The 24,760-nt window shown below is 67.5% G+C and carries 21 protein-coding genes; 13 read left to right on the top strand and 8 right to left on the bottom strand.

Translation table 11 applies throughout. The features are described 5' to 3' along the window. Positions 1 to 5: 5 nt before the first annotated feature. A complete protein-coding gene (locus XM50_RS18180; RefSeq protein WP_046411430.1) occupies positions 6 to 446 on the bottom strand; it encodes an Lrp/AsnC family transcriptional regulator in 441 nt (146 codons plus the stop codon). Between the two features lie 140 nt (positions 447 to 586). Here XM50_RS18180 and alr point away from each other — a divergent pair, with 140 nt between their 5' ends. The 9 genes from alr (at position 587) to XM50_RS18135 (ending at position 9,271) form a co-directional block, all read left to right on the top strand. Next, positions 587 to 1,711: an alanine racemase gene (gene alr / locus XM50_RS18175; protein WP_197075588.1), complete on the top strand. Its 1,125-nt coding sequence runs from the start codon at positions 587 to 589 to the stop codon at positions 1,709 to 1,711. Beyond that, positions 1,708 to 2,958, top strand: a complete 1,251-nt coding sequence (locus XM50_RS18170) for a D-amino acid dehydrogenase (protein ID WP_046411427.1) — start codon at positions 1,708 to 1,710, stop codon at positions 2,956 to 2,958. The genes alr and XM50_RS18170 overlap by 4 nt, the downstream gene beginning before the upstream one ends. Positions 2,959 to 2,972: 14 nt before the next feature. After that, entirely contained in the window at positions 2,973 to 3,323 is a 351-nt protein-coding gene (locus XM50_RS18165) for a RidA family protein (RefSeq protein ID WP_046411425.1), read from the top strand. 91 nt (positions 3,324 to 3,414) lie between these two features. Continuing rightward, on the top strand, positions 3,415 to 6,231 hold the full coding sequence (locus XM50_RS18160) for a monovalent cation/H+ antiporter subunit A (protein ID WP_046411423.1): 2,817 nt from the start codon (positions 3,415 to 3,417) through the stop codon (positions 6,229 to 6,231). Then, entirely contained in the window at positions 6,228 to 6,584 is a 357-nt protein-coding gene (locus XM50_RS18155; protein WP_197075587.1) for a Na+/H+ antiporter subunit C, read from the top strand. Before XM50_RS18160 ends, XM50_RS18155 begins: the two co-directional genes overlap by 4 nt. After that, a complete protein-coding gene (locus XM50_RS18150; protein WP_046411421.1) occupies positions 6,581 to 8,110 on the top strand; it encodes a monovalent cation/H+ antiporter subunit D in 1,530 nt (509 codons plus the stop codon). The genes XM50_RS18155 and XM50_RS18150 overlap by 4 nt, the downstream gene beginning before the upstream one ends. After that, positions 8,107 to 8,595, top strand: a complete 489-nt coding sequence (locus XM50_RS18145; RefSeq protein WP_046411419.1) for a Na+/H+ antiporter subunit E — start codon at positions 8,107 to 8,109, stop codon at positions 8,593 to 8,595. Before XM50_RS18150 ends, XM50_RS18145 begins: the two co-directional genes overlap by 4 nt. Next, entirely contained in the window at positions 8,592 to 8,861 is a 270-nt protein-coding gene (locus tag XM50_RS18140) for a K+/H+ antiporter subunit F (RefSeq protein WP_046411417.1), read from the top strand. The genes XM50_RS18145 and XM50_RS18140 overlap by 4 nt, the downstream gene beginning before the upstream one ends. Then, a complete protein-coding gene (locus tag XM50_RS18135; RefSeq protein WP_046411415.1) occupies positions 8,858 to 9,271 on the top strand; it encodes a Na+/H+ antiporter subunit G in 414 nt (137 codons plus the stop codon). Before XM50_RS18140 ends, XM50_RS18135 begins: the two co-directional genes overlap by 4 nt. A 38-nt stretch (positions 9,272 to 9,309) precedes the next feature. Here the strand turns inward: XM50_RS18135 and XM50_RS18130 are convergent, their stop codons facing one another. Continuing rightward, positions 9,310 to 10,560: a TetR/AcrR family transcriptional regulator gene (locus XM50_RS18130; RefSeq protein ID WP_156167297.1), complete on the bottom strand. Its 1,251-nt coding sequence runs from the start codon at positions 10,558 to 10,560 to the stop codon at positions 9,310 to 9,312. Positions 10,561 to 10,966: 406 nt separating this feature from the next. Between XM50_RS18130 and XM50_RS18125 the strand changes: the two genes are divergently transcribed. The 3 genes from XM50_RS18125 (at position 10,967) to XM50_RS21180 (ending at position 15,786) form a co-directional block, all read left to right on the top strand. After that, positions 10,967 to 13,609, top strand: a complete 2,643-nt coding sequence (locus tag XM50_RS18125) for a TonB-dependent receptor (RefSeq protein ID WP_082103189.1) — start codon at positions 10,967 to 10,969, stop codon at positions 13,607 to 13,609. Positions 13,610 to 13,696: 87 nt separating this feature from the next. Then, positions 13,697 to 15,160, top strand: a complete 1,464-nt coding sequence (locus tag XM50_RS18120; protein WP_046411410.1) for an MFS transporter — start codon at positions 13,697 to 13,699, stop codon at positions 15,158 to 15,160. A gap of 110 nt (positions 15,161 to 15,270) precedes the next feature. Further along, entirely contained in the window at positions 15,271 to 15,786 is a 516-nt protein-coding gene (locus XM50_RS21180) for a hypothetical protein (RefSeq protein ID WP_052742647.1), read from the top strand. A 9-nt stretch (positions 15,787 to 15,795) separates the two neighbouring features. Here XM50_RS21180 and dinB read toward each other — a convergent pair whose 3' ends face one another. The 3 genes from dinB to XM50_RS18100 all read right to left on the bottom strand — a co-directional run bounded on the left by dinB (position 15,796) and on the right by XM50_RS18100 (position 20,114). Continuing rightward, complete coding sequence (dinB, locus tag XM50_RS18110) at positions 15,796 to 16,887, bottom strand: DNA polymerase IV (protein WP_046411968.1); 1,092 nt, start codon at positions 16,885 to 16,887, stop codon at positions 15,796 to 15,798. A gap of 63 nt (positions 16,888 to 16,950) precedes the next feature. After that, the gene (locus tag XM50_RS18105; protein WP_046411408.1) at positions 16,951 to 19,440 is read right to left on the bottom strand and encodes an ABC transporter permease; all 2,490 of its coding nucleotides are present in this window, start codon (positions 19,438 to 19,440) and stop codon (positions 16,951 to 16,953) included. Then, entirely contained in the window at positions 19,437 to 20,114 is a 678-nt protein-coding gene (locus tag XM50_RS18100) for an ABC transporter ATP-binding protein (protein WP_046411966.1), read from the bottom strand. Before XM50_RS18100 ends, XM50_RS18105 begins: the two co-directional genes overlap by 4 nt. Positions 20,115 to 20,212: 98 nt before the next feature. On the opposite strand from XM50_RS18100, the gene XM50_RS18095 reads away from it, so the two are divergent. Next, positions 20,213 to 20,884 (top strand): arylesterase, encoded by a 672-nt coding sequence (locus tag XM50_RS18095; RefSeq protein ID WP_156167314.1) that lies wholly within the window; start codon positions 20,213 to 20,215, stop codon positions 20,882 to 20,884. An 11-nt stretch (positions 20,885 to 20,895) separates the two neighbouring features. Here XM50_RS18095 and paoC read toward each other — a convergent pair whose 3' ends face one another. From paoC to paoA, 3 genes are read right to left on the bottom strand one after another with little or no spacing between them, the layout of a single operon-like run. Next, positions 20,896 to 23,115, bottom strand: coding sequence for an aldehyde oxidoreductase molybdenum-binding subunit PaoC (paoC, locus tag XM50_RS18090; protein ID WP_046411406.1), 2,220 nt, complete (start codon positions 23,113 to 23,115; stop codon positions 20,896 to 20,898). A 4-nt stretch (positions 23,116 to 23,119) separates the two neighbouring features. Then, positions 23,120 to 24,070, bottom strand: a complete 951-nt coding sequence (locus XM50_RS18085; RefSeq protein WP_046411404.1) for an FAD binding domain-containing protein — start codon at positions 24,068 to 24,070, stop codon at positions 23,120 to 23,122. Then, on the bottom strand, positions 24,067 to 24,720 hold the full coding sequence (gene paoA / locus XM50_RS18080; protein ID WP_046411403.1) for an aldehyde dehydrogenase iron-sulfur subunit PaoA: 654 nt from the start codon (positions 24,718 to 24,720) through the stop codon (positions 24,067 to 24,069). The genes XM50_RS18085 and paoA overlap by 4 nt, the downstream gene beginning before the upstream one ends. Positions 24,721 to 24,760: the final 40 nt, after the last annotated feature.

Genomic DNA, 24,760 nt, shown 5'->3' with positions numbered 1-24,760 from the left:
TGACCTCAGGCCTTGCGGTGGCTGCGCATCGCGAAACTGGACGTGATGCGCGAGACCCCCGGCAGCCGCGAGAGCACTTCGCGGTGGAAGGTCGCATAATCCTCCATGTCGGCGATCTGCACGCGGAGTAGGTAATCGCCCATCCCGGTGAGCAGGTACCATTCGCGAATCTGGGCATGTTTGCGCATCGCGGCCTCGAAGCGGGAGAGATATTCCTCGGACTGGCGCAGCAATTCGACCTGGACGATGGCGACCGTCCCCTCATCCGTATCGACGCCAGCGACCACGGCAGTGTAGCCGCGGATGACGCCCGATTTCTCCATGATCTTCAGCCGTCGAAGGCAAGCGGATTCCGACAATCCGACCTCCCGCGCGAGGGCCGTATTCGTGATCCGCGCGTTGAGCCGCAACTGGTTCAGGATGCGACGATCCACCGCGTCGAGCATGGTTGCAGAATCCTTCGAAGATTGAGCGGTTTTTGCTAATGAACACCATATTTCGCAACATCCGTCGCAGAAAGGAGCGGACATTTGCAGGTGCCGCATCCACCATGCGCGCAATAATGCCAAGGGCGATGACGCACGAAATGACCTTTTCCAGCGAGCTGACGATCGATCTGGACGCGCTCGCGGCAAACTACCGGAACCTGCGCGATCATGTCGCGCCCGCGCAATGCGGCGCCGTCGTCAAGGCGGACGCTTATGGCCTTGGCGCACGGCGCGCCGTACCGGCCCTGTACCAAGCGGGATGCCGGACGTTCTTTGTCGCGCAATTGTGCGAAGCAATCGAGCTTCACGACGTTCTTGGCGACGATTGCACGCTCGTGATCCTGAACGGGCTCGATCCGGGGGCAGAGGACCTCTGCGCAGACCATGGCTTCGTTCCGGCGCTCAATGCGCCCGGCGCGCTCCAGCGGTGGCGTGAGGCGGCGCGTCGGCGCGGGCAGCGTTTGCCGGCTGCGCTGCAGTTCGACACCGGGATGTCGCGTCTGGGCGTGGATGGCGCCACAGCGCGGCGGGTGGCCTGTGATCCGGGCTTTGCCACGGAGGTGGAGCTGCGGCTGGTGATGACCCACCTCGCATCGGCCGACGAGCCGGGTGCGCCGAGCAATGCCGCGCAATTGAGCACCTTCGATGCGCTTACCGCGCTATTCCCCGGCGTGCCGCGATCGATCGCGAACAGTTTCGGAAGCGCCTTGCCGGCGGCTTTCCACAATGACGTCGTGCGTGCCGGAATTGCCCTGTACGGCGTGCCACTGCCGCCGGGCGCGGCGGTGATCCAGCCGGTGGTGGGCCTGCGCGCGCGCATCCTGCAGACGCGCCAGATCGCTGCTGGCACCGGCGTAGGCTATGGGTTGACCTACACCGCACCGGATACGCGGCGGCTGGCGACGCTGGCCATTGGTTATGCGGACGGCTGGCCGCGCGCGCTGAGCAACCGGGGCGCTGCATGGCACGACGGCAAGCGACTGCCGATCGTCGGCCGGGTCTCGATGGACAGCATCATGGTCGATATTACCGCGCTGGACGAGGGCGCGCTGGGCGAGGGTGACCTCGTCGAACTGATCGGCCCTGGGCAGAGCCTGGACCAGGTCGCCGCGGATGCCGGCACCATCCCCTACGAAATTTTGACAAGCCTGGGCCGGCGGCACGCGCGCTTCTACAAGGAGCACGGCATGGCCACCGCCTGCATCGCTGGAGAGGTACGTTGAAGGTCGTCGTTCTCGGCGCCGGTGTGATCGGCGTGACTGCTGCTTACTATCTTCGGCAAGAGGGGCATGAGGTGGTCGTGGTCGACCGCCAGCCTGCCGCCGCGCTGGAAACCAGCTTCGGCAATGCGGGCGAGATTTCGCCCGGTTATGCCTCACCCTGGGCAGCGCCCGGCATCCCGGCAAAGGCAATCAAATGGCTGATGATGCGCCACGCGCCCTTGATCCTGCGGCCCAAGCTGGACCCGCAGATGCTGGCGTGGCTGGCGATGATGCTGCGCAACTGCACCGAGCAGCGTTACGCGCTGAACAAGAGCCGCATGGTGGGACTGGCGGAGTTCAGCCGCGATGAATTGCGCGCGCTGCGCACGAGCCTGGGCATCGCCTATGACGAACGGGCGCAGGGTACGCTGCAGCTGTTCCGTACGACCAAGCAGGTTGAGGGCAGCGCGAAGGATGTCGAGGTGCTTCGCTCCTACGGCGTACCATTCCAACTGCTGGACGCCGATGGCTGCGTGCGGGCGGAGCCGGGTCTTGCCTCGTCGCGGCACCTGATCGCCGGCGGCCTTCGTCTGCCCAATGATGAGACCGGGGATTGCCACATCTTCACGACCAAGCTTGCCGAGCGATTGGCGGCCGAGGGGGTGGATTTCCGCTGGTCCACCAACGTGGAGGCGCTGGAGCAGGCAAGCGGAGCGATTACCGGCGTTCGGACGAGCGCCGGGGTGATCCGCGGCGACGCCTATCTGGTGGCGATGGGCAGCTATTCGCCGCACGTCGTCGCGCCGGTTGGGCTGCGGGTGCCGGTGTACCCGGTCAAGGGTTATTCGATCACCGTGCCGATCACCGATACGACGCGTGCACCGGAATCAACGCTGCTGGACGAAACGTACAAGATCGCGATCACGCGATTGGGCGATCGGATCCGCGTCGGGGGCATGGCGGAGATTTCCGGATTTGACCGCTCGCTCCCCCCGCGCCGCGAGGCGACGTTGCTCCATTGCCTAAACGATCTCTTCCCGGGCGCGGCGGAAACGCGCGAGACCGGGTATTGGAGCGGGCTGCGCCCGATGACGCCGGACGGCCCGCCGATCATCGGCGCCACAAAGGTGAAGAACCTGTTCCTCAACACCGGCCACGGCACGCTGGGGTGGACGATGGCGTGCGGATCGGGCGCGGTTGCCGCGGCGATGATCAGCGGAAAGCAGCCGCCCATTCCCGTCGATGGGCTGGGCCTCGACCGCTACTGAAGGGAAGAAACGCGATGACGATTACCCGGATCGACCAGGATGGCCGGATGAGCCAGGTCGTGATTCACGGCCGTACCGTGTATCTGTCCGGCCAGGTGGGCAATCCCGGCGAGGACATTTCGGCCCAGACCCGGACAACTTTGGCCGAAATCGACGCACTGCTGGCCCTGGCCGGGACCGACAAGTCGAACCTGCTGCATGCGACGATCTGGCTGGCGGACATCGCCGACTTCGACGCCATGAACATGGTGTGGGAAGAGTGGATCGGCGGCGGCAATGCCCCGACCCGCGCGACGGGCGAGGTGAAGCTCGCATCCCCGGACTATAAGGTGGAGATCATCGCCACCGCCGCCCTGCCAGACTGACACGTCACGGCGCTGGCTTGGTCGGCGGATCAACGCAGGTCGACCTGAGCGCGCAGGCATGTAAGAGGGGCCAGACGATGCAGGATCTCGTTTGACCCTTCTTGTTCTTCTGGCGCTGCCGTTCGCAGCCGCAGTCGCGATCGGCCTGTTGGCGCGCTTTCCGCGCTCGGTGCACGTCGCCATTGCGGCGTCGGCCAGTGCGACCGGGCTGGCGCTGCTGCTGTCGCGTGCGCAGGAGGTTCTGGCAGGCGCGCCGATTGCGGTGCAGGTGCCGTGGGTACCGGCGCTCGGCCTCGACGTCAGCCTGTGGCTTGATCCGCTGGGGCTACTGTTCGCCGGGCTGATCCTTGGCATCGGCCTGCTCGTCGTCATCTATGCGCAAGGATATCTGGCGCGGGCGGAGGCGACGGGGCGGTTCCTGTCGTTCCTGATGCTGTTCCAGGGCGCGATGATCGGCATTGCCCTGTCGAGCAACCTGCTGCTGATGCTGATCTTCTGGGAACTGACGAGCCTGTCGTCGTTCCTCCTGATCGGTTTTTGGCGCGACCGGGCCGACGCGCGACAGGGCGCGCGGGTGGCGCTGGCCGTGACGGGCGGCGGCGGGCTGGCGCTGATCGCCGGGGTGCTGCTGCTGGGGCAGGTCGCCGGCTCCTATGAGCTGCCCGCAGTGCTGGCTCAGCGCGAACTGGTGCAGCAATCGCCGCTCTACCCGGCAATACTGACGCTGATCCTGCTGGGCGCGTTCACCAAATCGGCGCAATTCCCGTTTCACTTCTGGCTGCCGCACGCGATGGCCGCGCCAACCCCGGTGAGCGCCTATCTGCATTCGGCGACGATGGTGAAGGCGGGCGTGTTCCTGCTCGCGCGGCTGTGGCCGGTGCTGGCCGGTACCGATTTGTGGTTCGCGCTGGTGGCGACCACCGGGCTGGTCACGTTGATCTTCGGCGCGAGCGTCGCATTGTTCCGTGACGATCTGAAAGCGATCCTGGCCTATTCGACGATCAGCCAGTTGGGCCTGATGGTGATGCTGCTCGGCTTTGCGACGCCCGCGGCGGCAGTGGCGGCGATATTCCACATCCTCAACCATGCCGCGTTCAAGGCTGCGCTGTTCATGAACGCGGGTATCGTCGATCACGAGACCGGAACGCGCGACATCCGTCGGCTGGGAGGGCTGGCGCAGTTGATGCCGCTGACCGCAGTTGGCGGCACGCTGGCTGCCGCGGCGATGGCCGGGCTGCCACCGCTTGGCGGGTTCATTTCCAAGGAAATGATGCTGGAGCAGAGCGCCCATACCGTGGCGTTGGGGCAGCCGTGGCTGGTACCGGCGCTGGCGGCGATCGGTGCGACGCTGTCGGTGGCCTATTCCTTGCGCTACGCCATCGGCCTCTATGTCGGACGTACGCGCACCGGCGATGTGCCGGCGCCGCATGACCCCGGCGCGCTGATGCTGGGACCCTCGCTGCTGCTGGCTGTCCTGGCGCTGGCATTGGGGCTGCTGCCGATGGCGATTGCCGGGCCGCTGGTGATCGAGGCCGCAGCGGCAGTGACCGGTGGCGCAGCGGTGAAAGTCGACCTTGCGCTTTGGCACGGGGTCAACGTCGCCCTGGTGCTGAGTATCGGTGCGGTACTGGTCGGTGCCCTGCTGTTGTCGGGTTATCCGCTGCTGGAACGACGCGTCCGGGCGTGGAAGACGCCAGATGCGAAGACCCTGTTCGAGCATTGGCTTGAGGCGTTGATAGCCGCCACGCGGCGGATGACGCTCACCATCCACGCGCCGTCGCTGCAACGCGCGCTGCTGATGGTTTTCGCGGTCGCGGCGCTGTTCGCCGTCGATGGCGCCGGCGTGGCCGGCACGATCGTCACCGGCGACCGGGCGACAACGCCGGCGAGCATGACCGCAATCATTGCCTGGCTGCTGCTGCTGGTCGCGACGCTGGCGGTTGTCCTGATGCATCGGCAGCGGTTCCTGGTGCTGATCTTCATCAGCGTCATCGGGCTGGTGATGGCGCTGGCGTTCATCCATCTGTCCGCGCCGGACTTGGCGCTGACCCAGATCGCGGTCGAAGTGGTCACGATCCTTTTGCTGCTGCTCGCGCTTCACCTGATGCCCAAGACGCCGCGGTTGCTGTCGGGCAGGGGGCGGCGAGTGCGTGACGGGCTGCTCGGGCTGTTCGTCGGCGGCGCCGCTGGCGTGGGCGCCTGGGCGATCATGACGCGGGTGCAGGGCGACACGATTTCCGCCTTCCATTGGGCGAACAGCTACGCCGGTGGGGGCGGGACCAATGTGGTCAACGTGACCCTCGTCGATTTTCGCGCCTTTGACACGTTGGGCGAGATCATCGTGCTTGGCATTGCCGGGCTGGCGATCTTTGCGCTGCTAGAGCCGGCGGTGCGCGGCGTGGCGGGGCGGCGGCTGCGCGCGTGGCGCAGCGACATGCCGCATTCGCCCGAACGCCACCCGGTGATGTTCGTGATGGTGACGCGGCTGCTGCTGCCGATCGCATTGTTGGTCGGCATTTACATCTTCCTGCGTGGCCACAATCAGCCCGGTGGCGGGTTCGTCGCGGCGCTGGTGTTCGCCATCGCCATCCTGCTGCAATATCTGGCGTCCGGTTTCGACTGGACCGACGAGCGGCGGAAGATCGGCGAGCATCCGCTGATCGCCTTTGGCGTCCTGATCGCGGTGGCGACGGGGCTCGGCTCGCTCGCCTTTGGCGCGCCGTTCCTGTCGAGCAGCTTCGGCTATTTCCACCTGCCGCTGATCGGCGAGTTCGAGCTGGCGACGGCAATGCTGTTCGATACGGGCGTTGCTTGCGTGGTGCTGGGCGCGGTTACCATGGCGCTGGCGCAACTGAGCCATGTGGCGCAGCGCGCGGCACGCCAGCCCGACGACGGGGGCGCGTCATGAGCCTGGAATTCCTGGTGGCGACCGCCATCGCCGCGCTGGTCGCGGGCGGCGTCTATCTGTCGCTGCGGGGCCGCACCTTTCAGGTCGTGCTGGGGCTCACCCTGCTGTCCTATGCGGTAAACCTGTTCCTGTTCGCGGTCGGGCGGCTGATCGTCAATCGGCCGCCGCTGTATGACAAGGCGGTCGCGGAACATACCGATCCGCTGCCCCAGGCGCTGGTCCTGACCGCGATCGTCATCACCTTTGGCATGACCGCCCTGGTGGTCATCCTGTCGCTGCGCAGCTTCCTCGAAAGCGGCTCCGACCAGGTCGATGGCCGGATCGAGCCCGACGAGATCGAGGGCCAGCCATGACGCTGGTCGATCAACTGGTGATCGCGCCGGTGGTGCTGCCGGCGATCACGGCGGCGGTGGCGCTGCTGGTGATGCGTCGGCGCCGGCATCTGGGCGCGGGCGTGTCTTTGATCGGCTGCATCCTGTCGCTGCTGGCGGGCATCGTCCTGTTCGCGCAGGCGGCCGACGGGGTGATCCGCACCTATCCCCTGGGCAATTGGCCGGCGCCGTTCGGGATTGTCCTGGTGCTCGATCGCCTGTCCACCGCCATGCTGGTGCTGGCGGGGGTGCTGGGCGTGATCGTGATGATTCATGCGCTCGCGACCGGCGCTGATCGGCGCGGCTGGCATTTCCATCCCTTGTTCCAGTTTCAACTGCTGGGGCTGAACGGCGCATTCCTGACCGGCGACCTGTTCAACCTGTTCGTGTTTTTTGAGGTCCTGCTGATCGCATCCTATGGCCTGATGCTGCACGGGCAGGGCGCGGCGCGGCTGAAGGCGGGGGTGGCCTATGTCATCGTCAATATTGTCGGATCCGCGCTGTTCCTGATCGCGCTGGGCCTGCTGTACGGGCTGACCGGTACGCTCAACATGGCCGATCTGGCGAGCCGGGTGGCGGAGGTGCCGCCTGGCGACGCTGGCCTGATGCGGGCGGCGGGGCTGCTGCTGACGGCGGTTTTTGCGCTGAAGGCGGCGGCGGTGCCGCTGCACCTGTGGCTGCCGCGGACCTATAGTGCGACCATGCCCGTCGTGGCGGCGTTGTTCGCGATCATGACAAAGGTGGGTGTCTATGCCCTGATCCGTGTGGTGCCGCTGATCTTCGGCGCCGGGGCAGGCGCAGCGGCATGGGTGCCGTCGCCCTGGCTGTTTCCCGCCGCGCTGCTGACGGCGGCGCTCGGCTTTGCCGGGGTGCTGGCGGCGCGGGGCTTGCGTGAGCAGGCGGCGTTTGCGGTAATGGGATCGACCGGCACGGTGATGCTGGTCCTGTCCGACTGGACGCCGGTGACCACGGCGGCCGCGATATATTATCTGATGCATTCGACCTTTGCCGGCGCGGCGCTGTTCTTGGTCGCGGACGTGACGCTGCGGCTGCGCGGTCAATATGGCGAGGCGGCGGTCGCGGCCCCGCGCTTCGCAGGGCAGCAGGCGACGGGATTCCTGTTCCTGGCGGCGGCGATCGCGGCGGCGGGGCTGCCGCCCTTGTCGGGCTTCATCGGCAAGCTGCTGATGCTGCGTGCCACGGCGGACATGCCGGCCCAGGCTGCGATCTGGGCAACCATCCTTGTCACCACCTTGCTGGCGGTGATCGGGTTCGCGCGCACCGGCAGCACGATCTTCTGGAAGGCGGCGGCGCCGGGTGCGGCGGCGATCACCGCCGCGCCATTGTCGCGCGCCGCGTTTCTCGGGCCCGCACTAGCGATTGCCGCGCTGGTTGCGCTGACGATCGCGGCGGGCACGGCGAGCGGCTGGGCAGTGGCGGCGGCCGACCAGCTTTTCGACACGCAGGCCTATATCACGGCGACGCTGGGATCGGCGGACGGGCGATGAGGAAGCTGTTGCCCCATCCCGGCCTGTCGGCCCTGCTGCTCGTCATCTGGCTGTTAATGGCCAACACCCTGTCGGTCGGGGCGCTGGTGCTGGGCGCCGTCTTCGCGGTGGTGCTGCCGCGCTTCACCGCGCCGTTCTGGCCCGACCGGCCGAAGGTGCGGTTCGGCCGCGACCTGCTGGTCTATACGGCCATCGTGCTGTTCGACATCGTGGTCGCCAATTTCCAGGTCGCTGCTGTCATCCTGTTCCGCCGCAATCGCGACCTGCGCGCGCGCTGGCTGGTGATTCCGCTGGAGCTCGACACGCCCGAGGCGATCACGGTGCTGGCGGGGACGATCAGCCTGACGCCGGGGACGGTGTCGTCCGACGTGTCGGCGGACGGCCGCTTCCTGCTGGTCCATGCGCTGGATGTGCCCGATCCCGAAGCCGAGATCGCGCGCATCAAGCAGCGGTACGAGGCGCGGTTGCAGCGGGTGTTCGCATGATCGGGACGGCGCTCCACCTCGCCTTTGCCGCCGTGTCCCTGGCGCTGTTGTGCAATTGCTGGCGGCTGATGCGCGGTCCGGCGCTGGGCGACCGGATCGTGGCGCTGGACACGATGGTGATCAATGCGATCGCGATCATCATCCTGATCGGGATGATCGGGGAGACCAACGCCTATTTCGAGGCGGCGTTGCTGATGGCGATGGTAGGGTTTGTCGGCACGATCGCTTATTGCAAGTTCGTGCTGCGCGGGGACATCGTGGAATGAGCATGGCGGTGGAGGCCCTCATTGCCTTGCTGATCCTGCTGGGCGCGGCGTTCGTGCTGATCGGCAGCTGGGGGCTGGTGCGCCTGCCGTCGACGATGGAGCGGCTGCACGGGCCGACCAAGGCGACGACGCTGGGACTGGGAGCGCTGCTGATCGGATCCATGATCTTCTTCCAGGCGCGGCTGGGGGTGTGGACGGCGCATGAGCTGCTGATCTGCGTCTTCCTGTTCATCACTGCGCCGATCTCCGCCAACATGATCGCCAAGGTGCACCTGCACCGGCTGCGGACCGGGGCGATCGTCGAGCCGAACAGTATTGCGGGCGATCCGCCGCACCCGGGCGGGGAGGGCGACTGGGCGACGTTCGAGGCACCGCCCCCGGGCCCGGCGGCGACGGCGGCGGATCGATAGCGGAGACCATTGGCCTCGCCTGCGTCAGCGGCGGCCGCCTAGTGGAAAATTCCGGCCCGCAACGGTTCGAGATAGGCCTGCACCGCCGCGACCGGATCGCGCGCCTGCGCCCAGCGCCGCATGTCGGACGCCGCGCTGACCGCCGCCATGACCGTCTGGCTGGCGACCAGCGGGTCGACCGGCCGGATCGAGCCATCGGCAATGCCGTCCGCGATCGTGCCGGCGACGTGGCGGGTGAGCTGCCCGGCGAGCGCGAGCATGTCGCTGCGAAGCTCCAGTGGCAGCGCCTGATAGGCGCTCATCCGCAGCAGCGGGCTGTCGTCAGTGAACTGAAGGCCGATCAGCGACGCGAGGCTGATGCCGAGGCGCTCGCCCTCGTCATGGCCGAGCCTGTCCCCTTCGGCCTGGGCGGCCTCGATTGTGTCGAACGAGCGCCGGAAGCAGGCGAGGACCAGATCGTCCTTGTTGTCGAGATGGTGGTAGAAGCTGCCGGTGCTGACCCCCAGTTCGGCCGCGATCCGCTCCACGCTGGCGCCGGCATAGCCATGGGCGTTGATGAGACGGGTGGCGGCGGCGAGGAAGCGGCCCTGCGCGCTGTCCGCCGCATCCACCGGCAGCGGTTCGACGCTGGCCGGCCAGGGCGCCGCGCCGCGCGCGAGGCCATGCGCGAGAACGTCGTAGAGCCGTTCCTCCACCCGTGGGAAATCACGTGTCTGGTAACGGTCGATCCAGGCGGGGAGCCATTGCAGGCTGGCGGCGAGGTGAGTCGCCGCAATCGCCGAGCCCGATCCCGACGCCGGCGTGCCGGCGGGGGCGAAGAAGCCGCGGATGATCGCGAAGCTTTCGAAATAGGCCGCCTCCAGCGGCTCGCGGATTTTGGCGTCCAGCGCGCCGATGTCGGACAGGACGGCGAAGTCGCCGGCCTTCCCCTCGCGCGCGCGGCGATAGAGATCGAATTGCGCGGCGATCAGGTGGCGGACCCGCGCCTCGGCGGTCGGCTGGCGTGCTGCCTCCCGCGCCGTGTCGAGCGCCCAGTCGAGCGTTCGTTCGTAGCAGGCGGCGGCGAGCTGATCCTTGCGCTTGAAATAATAAGTCACGCTGCTGGTATCGAGGCCGAGCGCCCTGGCGACGGCAGTCAGCGTCATGCCGCGCGCGCCGTGGCGGTTGATCTGCGCCGATGCCGCATCGAGGATCTGCGAGCGCCGCTGCGTGAAGCGGGCGGTACGATCGTGATCCGAGGAGATCCTGCGTGTCACGGCACGAACATAGGCCATTTCGGCGCGTGGCACTACCCATAGCCATTATTGAAACTTGACAGTCGCGACAGTTCTTCCAAAACTGGTTACGGAGAGGAAGATCATGCGGCGGTACGCGGAACCATTCGCGCCGGCCATCGGTCAGGCATGCCGGATCGGGCCCATCGGGCCGTCGATCGGCGCAACGATGCCGCGAGGCATCGGCCACCACGCGTGTGATCCTTCACTCTTTCGTCTCGACCCTTCGGCATCGAACATCCTGCCGCGCACAAGCAGGTGGCGGTGGCTGGCGTGGTCGACGACGGCATCCCGCATCGCGCGTCCGAATGGCGCGGTGAGCCCCTCAATACATGGAAACGAGAAGCTGATGACCTTGGTCTAGCGGACACGGGAGCGACGCGAGCGCCCCCGGCCGCCTCTTTCAGGAGGAGGAACGGCGATGAAGGCGAGGATGCGGGCAGGCGCGACAGCGATCGCGCTGCTGAGTGGGCATGCGGCGGCGCACGCGAGCGAGCAAGGGGGCGTGCAGGCGGTTCCCCCGAGCGACCCCGGCAATCCCCCGGCGCCAGGAGGCGTTGCCGGCGCTCCACAGGCTGGGCCACAGGCGGGGCCACAGGCGGGGCCACAGGCGGGGCCGCCGGCGCCATTCGATCTTGCGACAATCAACGACATCGTCGTCACCGCGCAACGCCGGGCCGAATCGATCCAGGACGTGCCGATCGCGATCAGCGTCTTTGAGTCGAGCGACCGGGACCGGCGCGGCATTCGGTCGATCCAGGACTTTGCGAACTTCACGCCCGGGCTGACCTTTTCATCGTCGCTCGACCGGCTGTCGCTGCGCGGCATCGGGCGGCTGACCAACACGATCGGATCGGACCCGGGCGTCGCGATCTACAATGACGGTTTCTACACCGCGTCCAATGCCGAGGCATCCAAGACGCCGATGTTCGTCGAGCGGGTGGAGTTCCTGCGCGGGCCGCAGGGAACGCTCTACGGCCGCAACTCGGTGGGCGGTGCCATCAACGTCATTTCAAAACGGCCTACGGAAGAGCAGGCCGGAGAGTGGCGCTCGTCCGTCGATAATCTGCAGCTGGTATCGGAAGGATATCTGTCGGGGCCGATCGTGGGCGGGCTGAAGGCCCGGCTGTCCGCGCAGGTCACGCGGGCGACGGGGTCGCGGTACGAGAATATCGCGCGCACCGCGACGTCCCGCGACGAGGGGTTCGTCAATCGCTTCTTCCTGGAAGGGCAGCTTCAGTATGATTTTTCCGACACCACGCAGTTGTGGCTGAAATACAGCCATGCCGAGTGGAACGACAGCAATCCGATCGGCGCGCAGGTCAGCCCCTATGTCACCAATGACATTGACGGGGCGACGGACAATTCGCTGACCCCGGCAGCGGCATTCGGCTATGGTGTTCCCAATCCATCGGTCACCGACCCGCGGCGGATCAACAGCAACACGCTGAACCAGTCGCTGCTGAGCGACAATCATACCATCGTCGCGAACTTCACCGCGGATATCGGCGGCGTGGCGCTGAAATATGTCGGGGGGTACACACAGTATAAATATCAGGCGTTCGCCGACCTGGATTATACCGCCAACCAGCTGGTGGTGACCAATTTCGGTTCTGCGCCGATCCCGGCATTGGCGCCATTCGGGCTGGCCAATGCGTTTCGTACCTATTCCTACAATGCAACCTATGTGCAGGATTATCAGGAGGACAAGAAATACTACACCAACGAGCTGACGTTATCCAATGCGACGCAGGGCCGCTTCAACTGGATCGTCGGCGCGTATCAATTCCACGAGAAATACTTCCAGCCAGTCACCTGGTTCGTCGATGGGGACAATAGCGACACGCTGAGCCAGCGGATTGCGGCGCCGATCTGCGTTGCGCCGGGGACCTTCGCGATCGTGCCCAATTGCCCCACCAATCCGCGGCGCGCCTTTTACGACGGATCGGGGGATTTGCGCACCGACGGCCTCGCGGGGTTTGGCCAGGTCGATTACGAGCTGGTCGATGATCTGAAGGCGACCGCTGGCCTGCGTTATTCCTGGGACAAGAAGCGCGGGTTCGAAAGCTATCGCGTGATCCAATGGCAGCCGGCGGGCGCGGCGACCTATTGCACGCTGACGCCGGGGGCAGATGCGGCCGTCGTCGGGCTGGGCGCGTGCGGCGCGGCGGCGGCGGCGCAGGACCTGACCCGCTTCCTCCTAAACCTGCCGGGCGTCGGCGCGGCGACGCGCGAGCTGGAGGACAGCTGGTCGGGCTTTTCCTGGCGGCTGGGGCTCGACTGGAAAGCGAACAACGACACGCTGGTGTTCGGCAGCTACAGCCGTGGCCTGAAGGCGGGCGGATTCAACCTGGGGAGCTATGCCGACAGCCCGGTGGTCGACAAGGAGATCGTCGACGCATTCGAAGTGGGCGTGAAGAGCCGCCCGCTGTCGTCGCTGATGCTGAACGTCACCGGTTTCTATTACGATTACAAGAATGCGCAGATTCCGATCGTGGTGGTGCGGCCGGGATCGACGCTGACCACGACCAATTTCTTCAACATCAACAAGTCGCGGTCGTGGGGCATCGAGGTGGAGAGCGCGTGGAACGTCACGCGGTCGCTGGAAATCTCCGCCAATTATTCGTTCAACGACACCAAGATCCTGCGCGCGCCGCGGCGGTTCGACGATGAGGGGATGCCGGGCAACATCCTGGAGGACATCACCGGCAACCGGCTGCCCGCGGCATCGAAGCACAAGGTCGCCATTTCCGGCCTCTACGATATCGAGGTGGGCGCCAACGACCACATCTTCCTGGCGGCGAGCTACGCCTATCGGTCAGACGCTTATTATTCGGTGTTCGAAAGCCCGATCAGCCGTGCGCCGGGGTGGGACCAGGTCGATGCGCGCATCACCTACACACGGCCGGACGATGGCATCACCGTGATCCTCTACGCCCGCAACCTGTTCGACACGCTGGGCTATGACGGTGCCTTCTCGACCGGCGCGGCGACCAATTACCGCCAGGTCTACAGTTACACCTTCCCCCGCCAGGCCGGGGTGGAAGTGCAATTCAGGTTCTGAAGTTCCGCAGCGGACGCCCCAGCATTGGGGGCGCCGCTGCACGGCATTGCAAGCCTGGGGCATCCAGGCGCACGGTAGGAGAGGATCATGGCCACCATTGCAGCCGGCGTGGCGGAGACACCGAGACGGCCTGCGCCCGCGTCCCTGCCGTTGTCGACGAAGGTCGCGCATGGTTCGGGCGCGATCGCGGGCGGATCGATCATCTATCTTCGGTCGCTGATGCTCCTGTTCTACAGCCAGGTCGTCGGGCTGGAGGCGTGGACGGTGAGCCTTGCGCTGGGCATCGTCATCGCCTTCGATGCGGTGTGGGACCCGGCGATCGGGCATTTTTCCGATACGCTGCGATCGCGCTGGGGGCGGCGGCACACGTTGATGTTCGCCGCACCGATCCCGACCGCGATCCTGTGCGCCATGTTGTGGAACCCGCCGGTCGGCATGTCGCCCGGCATGACCTTCGCCTGGCTGCTGGCGTGCGCCATGCTGCTGAACCTGTGCTACAGTTTCTTCGAGGTGCCGGCCAATGCGCTGACGCCGGAACTGGCGCCGGGATATCATGTGCGCACCAATCTGGTCGCCTGGCGCTGGGTGCTGGGCACGGTGGGGGCGATGATCACCGCCTTCCTTGGCCTCGGCTGGTTCCTGTCGCCCGAGGCCGGCGCGGTCGGGCAGCTGGTGCGATCAGGCTATGGCAAGCTGGGAATTGCGTCCGCGCTGCTGATGCTGACCGCGATGTTCGTCAACGCATTCGGCACGCGGCGGTACCGCAGCGTCTTGTACGAGCCGCCCGAGCGCACCGGCGGGTGGCGCCAGTCGCTGCGCGAGGCGGCGGAGACGCTGCGCAACCGGAACATGGCTGTGGCGGTGGTCGCCGGGGCGCTTGCCGGCATCGGCTTTGGCATCCGTACCGTGCTGGAGGCCTATGTCGCGACGTTCATCTGGGGGCTGCCGGCGTCGGCCTTGCTGCTCACCACGGTCGCGGGGTTCGTCGCGACGCCGTTCGGGGCCATCGTCGGCGCGATGCTGTCGCGGCGGTTCGGCAAGAAGCCGGCATGCATGGGGCTGTTCTTCGTCGGGACGATCCTGGTCAACACGCCGCTGCTGCTGCGGCTGTCCGGCCTGTTCTTCGACAATGGCGATCCGCGGCTGCTGCCGACGCTCGTCGGCTTCGCCTTCTCCTCGGCGGTGCTCTATTATGGCGGGTTCATCCTGGTCAGTTCGATGATCGCGGACATCGTGGAGGATGCGCAGGCAAAGACCGGGCGGCGGTCGGAGGGGCTGATCACGGCGGCCGACCAGTTCATCCAGAAGCTGATCACTGCGATGGGAACGGTGATGGGGGGCTTGATCCTGACGCTGATCGCCTTTCCGCCCCGCGCGCTGCCGGGGCAGGTGCCAGCGGAAACGCTGGCGTCGCTTGGCTGGACGTTCCTGACATTGGTCACGGCGCTGAGCTTCCTGTCGATCGCGGTGTGGAAATTCTACCGCATCGACCGCGCGGGGCATGAGGCGCGGCTGAGCGCGCTCGATGTGCCGGAGGCGCGGGGGATCTAGGGAAGAGAAACCCTGACTCAGGTTAAGAGCGCAGGCGGGATGCGGAACCGGGATGCGGCGTCACGGCTTGTTCCGTGACGCAGAAACGATAGCCGCCAGGAGGCAATCCGATGGCCGACCCCGACACGCGCATCTATGGCATGGCGGATTCCTCCAACCACCAGGCGCCTGGCGACAATGGCATGCGCGGTGAGGGCGCGGCGGATCGCGCGGCACCGGGCTATCACCGAACGGTCGACACGGTGGACGAGGTCATTGTCGTCGAGGAGGTGTCCGGCGTCGCCTATGCCGAAGCGCTCCGCCCCACGCCGGGCGGTCGCGATCGGGCCCGGGAGACGCGCAGCACCATGCTGCCGTGGATCCTGGTCGCGCTGGTGCTGGGCTATGCCGCCGGACGCCTGCGCCGCGAGGAGGATGACGAGGACGATCGTCGCGACCAAGTGGCCTCCGCGCCGCCCGCGGCACTGGCCCGGCCAGCGGGCGAACAGGGCGGCTTCAGCCAGGTGCGCGACGCTGGGCCCGAGGCGATCCGCGATCCGCAGCCGCGCTGGTCCGAAGTGGACGAGGCGTCGGACGAAAGCTTCCCCGCGAGCGATCCGCCGTCCTTTTCGATGCCGGGGCGCTGATCCCGCCGATCAGGACGTGGCGGCGTCGAACAGCGGCAGATCCTGGGGATCGTCGCGGGCGGCAGTGTCGAAGTTCGAGACGGTGACGCCGACCAGCCGGATGCCGGTTTCGGGCGGGTAGATCGAGCGGACGAGATCGAGGCTGGCGCTGACCAGCAGGTCGCGGCTGTCCACCACCTGGCTGTGGCTGCGGCTGCGGGTGATCTGGCGGAAGCTCTGGAACTTGATCTTCACGGTCACGGTACGGCCGAAGGCCTGCGCCTTTTCGCACCACGCCCAGACGTCGTCGGCCATGCGGATGATGCCGGCCTCAATCTCCTGCGGGTCGGTGAGATCGCGGTCGAAGGTGGTTTCGGAGCCGGAGGATTTGCGCACCCGGTTGGGGTTGACCGGGCGGTCGTCGATGCCGCGTGCGATGGCATGATACCAGCCGGCGGAACTGCCGAAATGCCGTTCGAGGAAGTCGCGCGACTTGGCGCGCAGATCAGCGCCGCTTTCGATGCCGAGCCGCTTCATCTTTGCGGCGGTGACCGGGCCGACGCCGTGAAAGCGCGAGACGGGAAGCGTTTCGACCCAGGCGGCGCCCATGTCGGGCGTTACCGCAAACTGGCCATTTGGCTTGCGATGGTCGGAGGCGAGCTTCGCCAGGAACTTGTTGTACGATACGCCGGCCGAGGCAGTGAGGCCGGTTTCCTCCAGGATGCGCGCGCGGATTGCCTTTGCGGTGGCCCAGGCGGTGGGGAGGCCGGCGCGGTTCTCGGTCACGTCGAGATAGGCCTCGTCGAGCGACAAGGGCTGAATGAGGTGCGTGAATTCGGCGAAGATCGCATGGATCTGCCGCGAGACGGCCTTGTACACATCGAAGCGTGGCGGGACGAAGATGAGGTCGGGACAGCGGCGGAGCGCCGTGACCGAAGGCAGTGCGCTGCGCACGCCAAAGGCGCGCGCCTCGTAGCTGGCGGCGGCCACCACGCCGCGCGCCGCGGCATGGCCGACCGCGACGGGACGGCCGCGCAGCGCGGGATCATCGCGCTGTTCCACCGACGCGAAAAAGGCGTCCATGTCGACATGGATGATCTTTCGAGTCGGACCGCCGGACATGCGGCACGCCATAGCAGCGCGAGAACGGACAGGGAACGATGATCGTCGGGCTGGGCGCGTGCCTCAGTCGCTACGCAGCCCCTCTGCGGGGGAGGCGCGCAGTGCGGGCAAGCTGCTGAGCACGCCGATGCCAAGCGTGGCGACGATCGCGGCGCCAAGCGTCAGCGCGATCACAAGCGGGTCGGGCGCCCATGTCAGATCGAGCACCTGCGTGACGACGTACCAGCCCCCCGCCATGCCGATGAGCAAAGCAACCCCGGCGAGCAGGAGAGCGAGGAGGGCATATTCCAGCGCCTGCCCGGTGAGCAGCTGCGCGCGGCTGCCGCCCAGCAGCTTCAGGATGATAGTGTCGTATCGCCGCGACTGTCCCGAGGCGGTTACCGCGCCGATGAGGACGACAATGCCGGCAACGACGGTGACGGCGGCCGCGGCGCGGATCGCGATGGCGACGCGGCCGAGCAATTCGCTGATCTGGCCGATCACGTCGCCGGTGCGGAGCATGGTGACGGAGGGGAGCGCGCGGGCCACTTCACCCGCGATCGCGCCGTCGCGGCCGGCGGGGGCATAGACGCTGGCGAGAATGCCGTGGGGTGCTTCCTCGATATAGCCCGGCGAGAAGATCAGCGCGAAGTTGAGGCCGAGCCCCTGCCAGTCGACCTTGCGCAGCGCGGCGATACGCGCGGGGACATCGACGCCGAGTACCGCGACGGTGATCGTGTCGCCGACCTTCAGGCCGAGCTGCTGCGCGGCGCGATCCTCCAGCGAGATGAGCGGGGGACCGCGATAGTCGCGCGGCCACCATTTGCCCGCCACCACGCTGTTGCGCGGCGGCACGGTGGCGGACCAGGTGATGGTGCGGTCGCCGCGGACGATCCATGCATCCTCCGGCAGATTCTTCATGTCCGCCACGCGTTGCCCCTTGAGCGCGACGATCGAGCCGCGCAGCGAGGGCACCGCCTCGATCGTCGCGGCAGGGGCGGCGCGGCGGACGGCGGCACGGAAGGCAGGTTCATCCTCCGGCTGCACATCGATGGCAAAGAAGCGGGGGGCCTTGGCCGGCGCGGCGCTGGCGAGCTCGTTCGACAGGCTGGTGTCGATGACGGCGAGCGCCACGAACAGGGAGAAGCCGAGGCCGAGCGCAACGACCAGCCGGTCGGTCTGAGCACCCGGACGATAGAGGTTGGCGAGCGCCAGCCGGAACAAGGGGCGACGCGGACGGGGAAGGCGGGACAACGCCGCGCGCAACGCGATCCCGAGCAGCCAGAGCAGCGCGAGCACAGCCCCGGTTGCGGCGGTGAAGCCCAGGGCGATCGCGCGGTTGCTGGCGGTCAGCACGGTCAGAGCGACCAGCAGCGAAAGGACGACGCCCATGCCGGCGAGGACGCGGGACGACGGCCGCGTCACGCTGCCGATGGCGTCGCGCAGCAGGCTGGCCGCCGGGACCGAGCGCGCGCGCGCAAGGGCGGGCAGCGAGAAGAGGAGGGCAACGAGCAGGCTGAGGCCAGCCGCGACCAGCAGCGGCGCGGGATAGATGCCGAGGCGTGGTGGCACCGGCAGCGCGTCCCCCGCGAGCTGTGCGACCAGCCACGGGATCGCGGTGCCGAGCGCCAGCCCGGCGACCACCGCCAGCAAGGCCACCAGCCCGAGCTGGATCAGGAACACCGCGGCGATGGTGCGCGAATGCGCGCCCAGCACCTTCAGCGTGGCGATCATCCGGCTCTTGCGGTTGAGATAGGCGCTGACCCCGCTGCCGATGCCGATGCCGGCGATGACCAGCGCGGCGAGCCCGACGAGCAGCAGGAACTGGCCCAATTGGTCGATGCTGCGCTTCACATTGCCGGAGGCGTCCTCCGGCGTCCGCGCGCTCCACCCGGCGCTGGGGTAGCGGCGGGTGACGGTGTTGCCGACCGATGCCGGATCGAGGCCAGGGCGCAGCAGGATGCGGGTGCGCGCCTGATAGAGGCTGCCGGGTTGCAGCACGCGGGTGGCGTCGAGCCCCGCCATGTCGACCAGGGCCGTCGGCCCGAAGCTGAACCCGAGGGCATCGGGTTCGTCGGCGATCAGGCCGATGATGCGCATCGGGGCGGCGCCGATCCGGACGGTGTCGCCGACCTTCACGTTCAGCCGCTGCGCCAGTGCGGGGGCGATCGCCACCTGGTTGCCGGCAGGGCGTGGGCGCAATGCCCCCGGCTCCAGCGTGAAGCGACCGATCAACGGCCAGGCATGGTCGACGGCGCGCAGGTTGATCAACGCCGGGGTGCCGCCGGTGAGCGGCTGGGCCATGGTGTTGACGGCAATCGTTTCCGACGTTCGGCCGAAGCTGGCGAAGGCGGCGTTTTCCTCCACGGTGGCGCGGCGCTGCGACACGCGCAGTTCGAGATCGCCGCCGAGCAGCTGGCGGCTTTGCGCGTCGAGCGCGCCAGTGATCGAGGCCGACAGCGACCCAATGCCCGCCAGCGCGGCGGTGCCGAGGAAGAGGCAGATCAGCAGCAGCCACAAGCCGCGGCCGCCGGCGCGCAGATCACGCAGGGCGAGCCGCCAGGCGTTGGTCATGCGGCGGCGTTGTCGCTGACGATGCGACCGTCGGCTAGGGCGATCACGCGTCCGCAGCGCGCGGCGAGCGCGGGATCGTGGGTGATGACGAAGAGCGTGGTGCCGGCGGCGGCATGGCGCGCGAACAGCAGGTCCATGATCGCGGCCCCGGTTGCGCCATCGAGATTGCCGGTCGGCTCGTCCGCGAAGAGGAGCGCGGGGCGCGGGGCGAGCGCGCGGGCGATCGCGACCCGCTGCTGCTCGCCACCCGACAATTGGGAGGGGTAGTGGGTCAGGCGATGGCCGAGGCCGACGGCGGTCAGTTCCTCCTCGGCGCGGGCGAACGGCTCCGCCATGCCGGCAAGTTCCATCGGCACGGCGACATTTTCGAGCGCGGTCATCGTCGGCAGCAGGTGGAACGCCTGCAGGATGATGCCGATGCGGCCGCGCCGCGCGATTGCGAGCTGATCCTCGCTCAGCCGGTCGAATTCGAGCCCGGCGACGCTGACGCTGCCGCCGGTGGGCCGTTCCATGCCCGACAGGAGCGCCATCAGCGACGATTTGCCCGATCCGGACGGGCCGAGCAGCGCGACGCTTTCCCCTTGCCGCACCGTGAGGTCGATACCGCGCAGGATCTGCGTGCGGGCCGGCGGACGGCCGAGCGCCAGCGTCAGATTGCGCGCGTCGATGACGATGGTATCGCCGGGTCTGCCGTCCGGGCGGTCATCCGGGCTGGCGCCGGTCGGCGAAGGAGAAGCGGATGCTGTCACAATGGCGCGGATACAGGGCGATGATGGCCGCTGTCCAATCCCCGGCTGTCGCATTGCTGGCCGTCCCGTTGCTGATCGCGGGCGTGCTGCTGGTGGCGACGCCGGTGCGGGCGGAGCGGCTGGTCTGGGCGTTCGGCGACAGCCTGACGGCCGGCTATGGCCTGCCACCGGCGCAGGGCTTTCCGACGCGGCTGGAGGCGGCGCTGCGCCGGTCGATGCCCGACGTAACGGTGCGCAATGGCGGCGTCGCCGGCGACACCTCCGCGCAGGGACGGGCGAGGCTGGCCTGGGGATTGCGCGGGTTGAAGCGCAAGCCGGACCTGGTGATCGTCGAGCTGGGCGCCAACGACATGCTGCGCGGCCTGCCGCCCGCCGCGACGGAGAAGAACCTCGACCTGATCCTGACCGAGCTGAAGCGGCGCGACATCCCGGTGCTGCTGGTCGGGATGCGCGCGGCGCCGAATCTTGGCAGTGATTATCGGCGTGCCTTTGAGGGGCTGTATCCCCGGCTGGCGCGCAAGCATGGCGTGCCGCTCTATCCGTTCTTCCTGGAGGGCGTGGCGGGCAACCAGGCGCTGTTCGAGGCGGACGGGCGGCACCCCAATGCGCGCGGGGTTGAGATCATCGTTCGCCGCATCGTGCCAGCGGTGCGCCAGGCCCTGCCGGCCCGGCGCAGCGCCGCCACGCGTCGCTGAAGCGTCGCCGGTCAGGCGACCGCCGGCAGCTTGTCGAGATATTTGTCGAGCGTGAGCGGGTAATCGCGCACGCGCACGCCGGTGGCGTTGTAGATCGCGTTCGCCACCGCCGCGCCGACGCCGCAGATGCCGAGTTCGCCGACGCCCTTGGCCTTCATCGGATTGGCCTTGTCATCGGCCTCGTCGAGGAAGACGACCTCCTGATGCGGGATGTCGGCATGGACCGGCACCTCGTAGCTGGCGAGATCGTGGTTGACGAAGAAACCGAAGCGCTTGTCGACGGCGAGCTCCTCCATCAGCGCCGAGCCGACGCCCATCGTCATCGCGCCGATCACCTGGCTGCGCGCGGCCTTGGGATTGAGGATGCGGCCCGCGGCGCAGACCGCGAGCATGCGGCGGACGCGGGTGACGCCGGTATAGGCGTTGACGCCGACCTCGACAAAATGCGCACCGAAGGTCGACAATTGCCATTCGTCGTCGAGCTTGCCGAACTCGATCTTCTCCTCGGCGACCAGCTCACCCTGGGTGGCGGCATCGCGCAGCGCGGCGGCGCGATTGCCGCTGGTGACTCGGCCGGCGTCGAACACCGCATCGGCCGAGTTGAAGCCGAGCCGCTGGGCGACCTGCTCGCGCAGTTTCACGCAGGCGGCGTACACGCCGGCGGTCGAGTTCGCCGCGCCCCATTGCCCGCCCGACCCGGCCGAGACGGGGAAGGAGGAATCGCCCAGTTTCACCACGACCGCCTCGGCCGGCACGCCCAGCATCTCGCCCGCGGTCTGCGCGAGGATCGTGTAGGTGCCGGTGCCGATGTCGGTCATGTCGGTTTCGACCGTCACGATGCCGTCCGGCGACAGGCGCACACGCGCGCCCGACGTCATGTTGAGGTGGTTGCGGAAGGCGGAGGCGACGCCCATGCCGATCAGCCACTGGCCATCGCGCACCTGCGCCGGCTTCGCCTGGCGGCGGTCCCAGCCGAAACGCTGCGCGCCGTCGGTGAGGCAACGGACGAGTTGGCGCTGCGAGAAGCGGCGCTGCGGTTTCTCGGGATCGACCTGCGTGTCGTTCTTGATGCGGAAGGCGACGGGATCCATGCCGAGCTTCTCGGCCATTTCATCCATCGCGATCTCCAGCGCCATCATGCCCGGTGCCTCGCCCGGCGCGCGCATGGCATTGCCCTCAGGCAGATCGAGTACTGCAAGGCGCATCGCGGTCATGCGGTTGGGGCCCGCGTAGAGCAGCTTGGTCTGCTGCACCGCCGTCTCCGGGCCTCCATCGGGCAAGTCGCCCGAGCCGCTTTCATGGGCGATCGCGGTGATCGTGCCGTCCTTCATCGCGCCCAGCCGGACGCGCTGATGCGTGGCGGGACGATGCGTGGTGTTGTTGGCGATGAGCGGGCGTTGCAGCGCGACCTTCACCGGGCGCTTCGCCGCGCGCGCACCAAGCGCCGCCATCAGCGCGTCGGCGCGGACGAACAGCTTTCCGCCGAAGCCGCCGCCGATATAGGGCGAGATCAGGCGGACCTTGTCCTCCGGCATGTTGAGCGTCAGCGCGACATCACGCTTGCTCCAGGCGATCATCTGGTTCGATGTCCACAGCGTCAGCTCGTCGCCGTTCCACGCCGCGATCGAGGCGTGTGGCTCCATCATCGCGTGGCTGTGATCGGGGGTGTGATATTGCGCGTCGAGCTTCACCGGGGCGGCGGCGAACGCCTCCTCGAACTTGCCGACGCGCTCCACCGGCGAGCTGCCGCTGTTCGGGCCGCCCGACCCGCCGACGAGCGGCGCGACCTTCAGCTGTTCGGTGAGGTCATAGCGGCCATTCGCGCGCGCATAATCGACCCGTACCAGACCGGCTGCGGCACGCGCCTGTTCGAAGGTTTCGGCCACCACCAGCGCGACCGCCTGATGGTAATGTTCGACCTCGGGGCCGGCGAGCAGCTTCGCCGTGTTGTTCTTGCCCTTGCCGAGCTTGCCTGCATCGGCCGCGGTCACGATGGCGATGACGCCGGGTGCGGCCTTTGCCGCCGCGGTGTCGATACGGGTGATGCGCCCCTTCGCCACGCCGGCGCCGACGATATAGCCATAGGCCGGATTCTCGATCCCCTCGTGATGCTCATAGGCGTAGGGCGCAAGGCCGCTGGTCTTGAGCGGGCCGTCGATACGGTCGTGCGCACGACCGACGACCTTCAGGCGGTCGATCGGGTTCTGACCCTCGGCAGTTTCGAACTTCATGGGATCAGGCCTTCGCTTGAGCGATCACGGAAGCCAGCGCGCGCGTGGCGAGCGGCAGCTTGAACGCATTGTCCTTGGTGGGGGTGGCGCCCTGGAAGGCGCGCGCGGTAACAGCCGCCGCGCCCTGCGGCAGCAGCGCCTCCGCCTCCTCCACGCGCCACGGCTTTGGCGCGACGCCGCCAAAGGCGACGCGGCCGGTGCCATCGGGCTGGATCACCGCCGCGACCGAGACCAAGGCAAAGGCGTAGGAGGCGCGATCGCGCACCTTTTCATAGAAATGCTTGCCGCCGAGCGGGGCGGGAAGGGTGACCGCAGTGATCAGCTCATCGCGACTGAGCACCGTATCCTGTTCCGGCCGGTCGCCCCACAAGCGATGGAAATCGGCAATCGGGATCGAGCGGCGCTGCCCCTGCGGGTCGACCGTTTCCACCACCGCATCGAGCAGCCGGAGCGCCACGGGCATGTCGCCGGGGAAGGTGGCGATGCATTTGTCGGACACGCCGATGACGCCAAGCTGGCGCGAATAGCCGCCGATCGCGGCGCAGCCTGAGCCGGGCTTGCGCTTGTTGCAGGGCATGTTGACGTCGTAGAAATACGGGCAGCGCGTACGCTGGAGCAGATTGCCGGCGGTCGACGCCTTGTTGCGCAGCTGGCCGCTGGCGCCGGCAACGATCGCGCGGGTCAGCACGCCATAATCGCGGCGTACGCGATCGTCGGCGGCGAGCGCGGTGTTGCTGACCAAGGCGCCGATGCGCAGGCCGCCCTCGGGCGTCGCCTCGATCCGGTCCAGGTCGAGATCCTGCACGTCGACAAGATGGGTCGGTGTTTCCACCTCGATCTTCATCAGGTCGAGGAGGTTGGTGCCGCCGGCGATGAACTTTGCCCCCGGCTTCGTCGCAACGATGCGCGCGGCGGCGACGGGATCGGTCGCCCGTTCGTAAGTGAACGCCCTCATGCCTTTGCCCCCGCGACGTCAGCGCCAGCGACCTCGGCCATGGCATCGGCGATGTTGGAATAAGCGCCGCAGCGGCAGATGTTGCCGCTCATCCGTTCGCGCATTTCAACGGTGGTGAAGCCCGGACGCTGGGCAACGTCTGCCTGAACGTGGCTGGGAATCCCGGCCTTGATCTCCTCCAGCACGGCGACCGCGGAGCAGATCTGACCCGGGGTGCAATAGCCGCATTGATAGCCGTCGTGCTTCACGAAGGCGGCCTGCATGGGATGCAGCTTCTCCGGCGTGCCGAGCCCTTCAATCGTGGTGATCGTGTCGCCTTCGTGCATCACCGCGAGGCTGAGGCAGGAATTGATCCGCTGCCCATCGACGATCACGGTGCAGGCGCCGCACTGGCCATGATCGCAGCCCTTCTTTGTGCCGGTGAGCGTGAGATGCTCCCGCAATGCATCGAGCAGGGTGGTGCGCGGATCGAGCGTCAGCGAACGCGGTTCGCCGTTCACGGTGAAACGGACGGGCATCATCGGCGCCTCCGGCTTCCTGGGCGGGGGAAGGGGCGCACCATGCGCCGGCGTGGCAGCGACCGCGACCGTGGCGGCGCTGCCGGCAAGCACGCCGCGGCGGGACACGCCCATTTCAATCTTGTCCGACATGGACAGTAATTCTCCTATTGGATCAGCTTTGCGGCAGCGC

Source organism: Sphingomonas sp. Ag1 (assembly GCF_000980895.1).
In the GTDB taxonomy this organism is placed as follows: Bacteria; Pseudomonadota; Alphaproteobacteria; order Sphingomonadales; family Sphingomonadaceae; genus Sphingomonas; species Sphingomonas panaciterrae.
This window is presented reverse-complemented; position numbering and strand designations above follow the sequence as displayed.

What these genes read in the sequence shown, in the direction of transcription:
- paoC (WP_046411406.1), bottom strand. Translation starts at nt 23,115, where the DNA reads ATGAAGTTCGAAACTGCCGAGGGTCAGAACCCGATCGACCGCCTGAAG.
- paoA (WP_046411403.1), bottom strand. Translation starts at nt 24,720, where the DNA reads ATGTCGGACAAGATTGAAATGGGCGTGTCCCGCCGCGGCGTGCTTGCC.
- XM50_RS18165 (WP_046411425.1), top strand. Translation starts at nt 2,973, where the DNA reads ATGACGATTACCCGGATCGACCAGGATGGCCGGATGAGCCAGGTCGTG.
- XM50_RS18105 (WP_046411408.1), bottom strand. Translation starts at nt 19,440, where the DNA reads ATGACCAACGCCTGGCGGCTCGCCCTGCGTGATCTGCGCGCCGGCGGC.
- dinB (WP_046411968.1), bottom strand. Translation starts at nt 16,887, where the DNA reads ATGTCCGGCGGTCCGACTCGAAAGATCATCCATGTCGACATGGACGCC.
- XM50_RS18155 (WP_197075587.1), top strand. Translation starts at nt 6,228, where the DNA reads ATGAGCCTGGAATTCCTGGTGGCGACCGCCATCGCCGCGCTGGTCGCG.
- XM50_RS18120 (WP_046411410.1), top strand. Translation starts at nt 13,697, where the DNA reads ATGGCCACCATTGCAGCCGGCGTGGCGGAGACACCGAGACGGCCTGCG.
- alr (WP_197075588.1), top strand. Translation starts at nt 587, where the DNA reads ATGACCTTTTCCAGCGAGCTGACGATCGATCTGGACGCGCTCGCGGCA.
- XM50_RS18150 (WP_046411421.1), top strand. Translation starts at nt 6,581, where the DNA reads ATGACGCTGGTCGATCAACTGGTGATCGCGCCGGTGGTGCTGCCGGCG.
- XM50_RS18180 (WP_046411430.1), bottom strand. Translation starts at nt 446, where the DNA reads ATGCTCGACGCGGTGGATCGTCGCATCCTGAACCAGTTGCGGCTCAAC.
- XM50_RS21180 (WP_052742647.1), top strand. Translation starts at nt 15,271, where the DNA reads ATGGCCGACCCCGACACGCGCATCTATGGCATGGCGGATTCCTCCAAC.
- XM50_RS18125 (WP_082103189.1), top strand. Translation starts at nt 10,967, where the DNA reads ATGAAGGCGAGGATGCGGGCAGGCGCGACAGCGATCGCGCTGCTGAGT.
- XM50_RS18085 (WP_046411404.1), bottom strand. Translation starts at nt 24,070, where the DNA reads ATGAGGGCGTTCACTTACGAACGGGCGACCGATCCCGTCGCCGCCGCG.
- XM50_RS18140 (WP_046411417.1), top strand. Translation starts at nt 8,592, where the DNA reads ATGATCGGGACGGCGCTCCACCTCGCCTTTGCCGCCGTGTCCCTGGCG.
- XM50_RS18145 (WP_046411419.1), top strand. Translation starts at nt 8,107, where the DNA reads ATGAGGAAGCTGTTGCCCCATCCCGGCCTGTCGGCCCTGCTGCTCGTC.
- XM50_RS18095 (WP_156167314.1), top strand. Translation starts at nt 20,213, where the DNA reads ATGGCCGCTGTCCAATCCCCGGCTGTCGCATTGCTGGCCGTCCCGTTG.
- XM50_RS18135 (WP_046411415.1), top strand. Translation starts at nt 8,858, where the DNA reads ATGAGCATGGCGGTGGAGGCCCTCATTGCCTTGCTGATCCTGCTGGGC.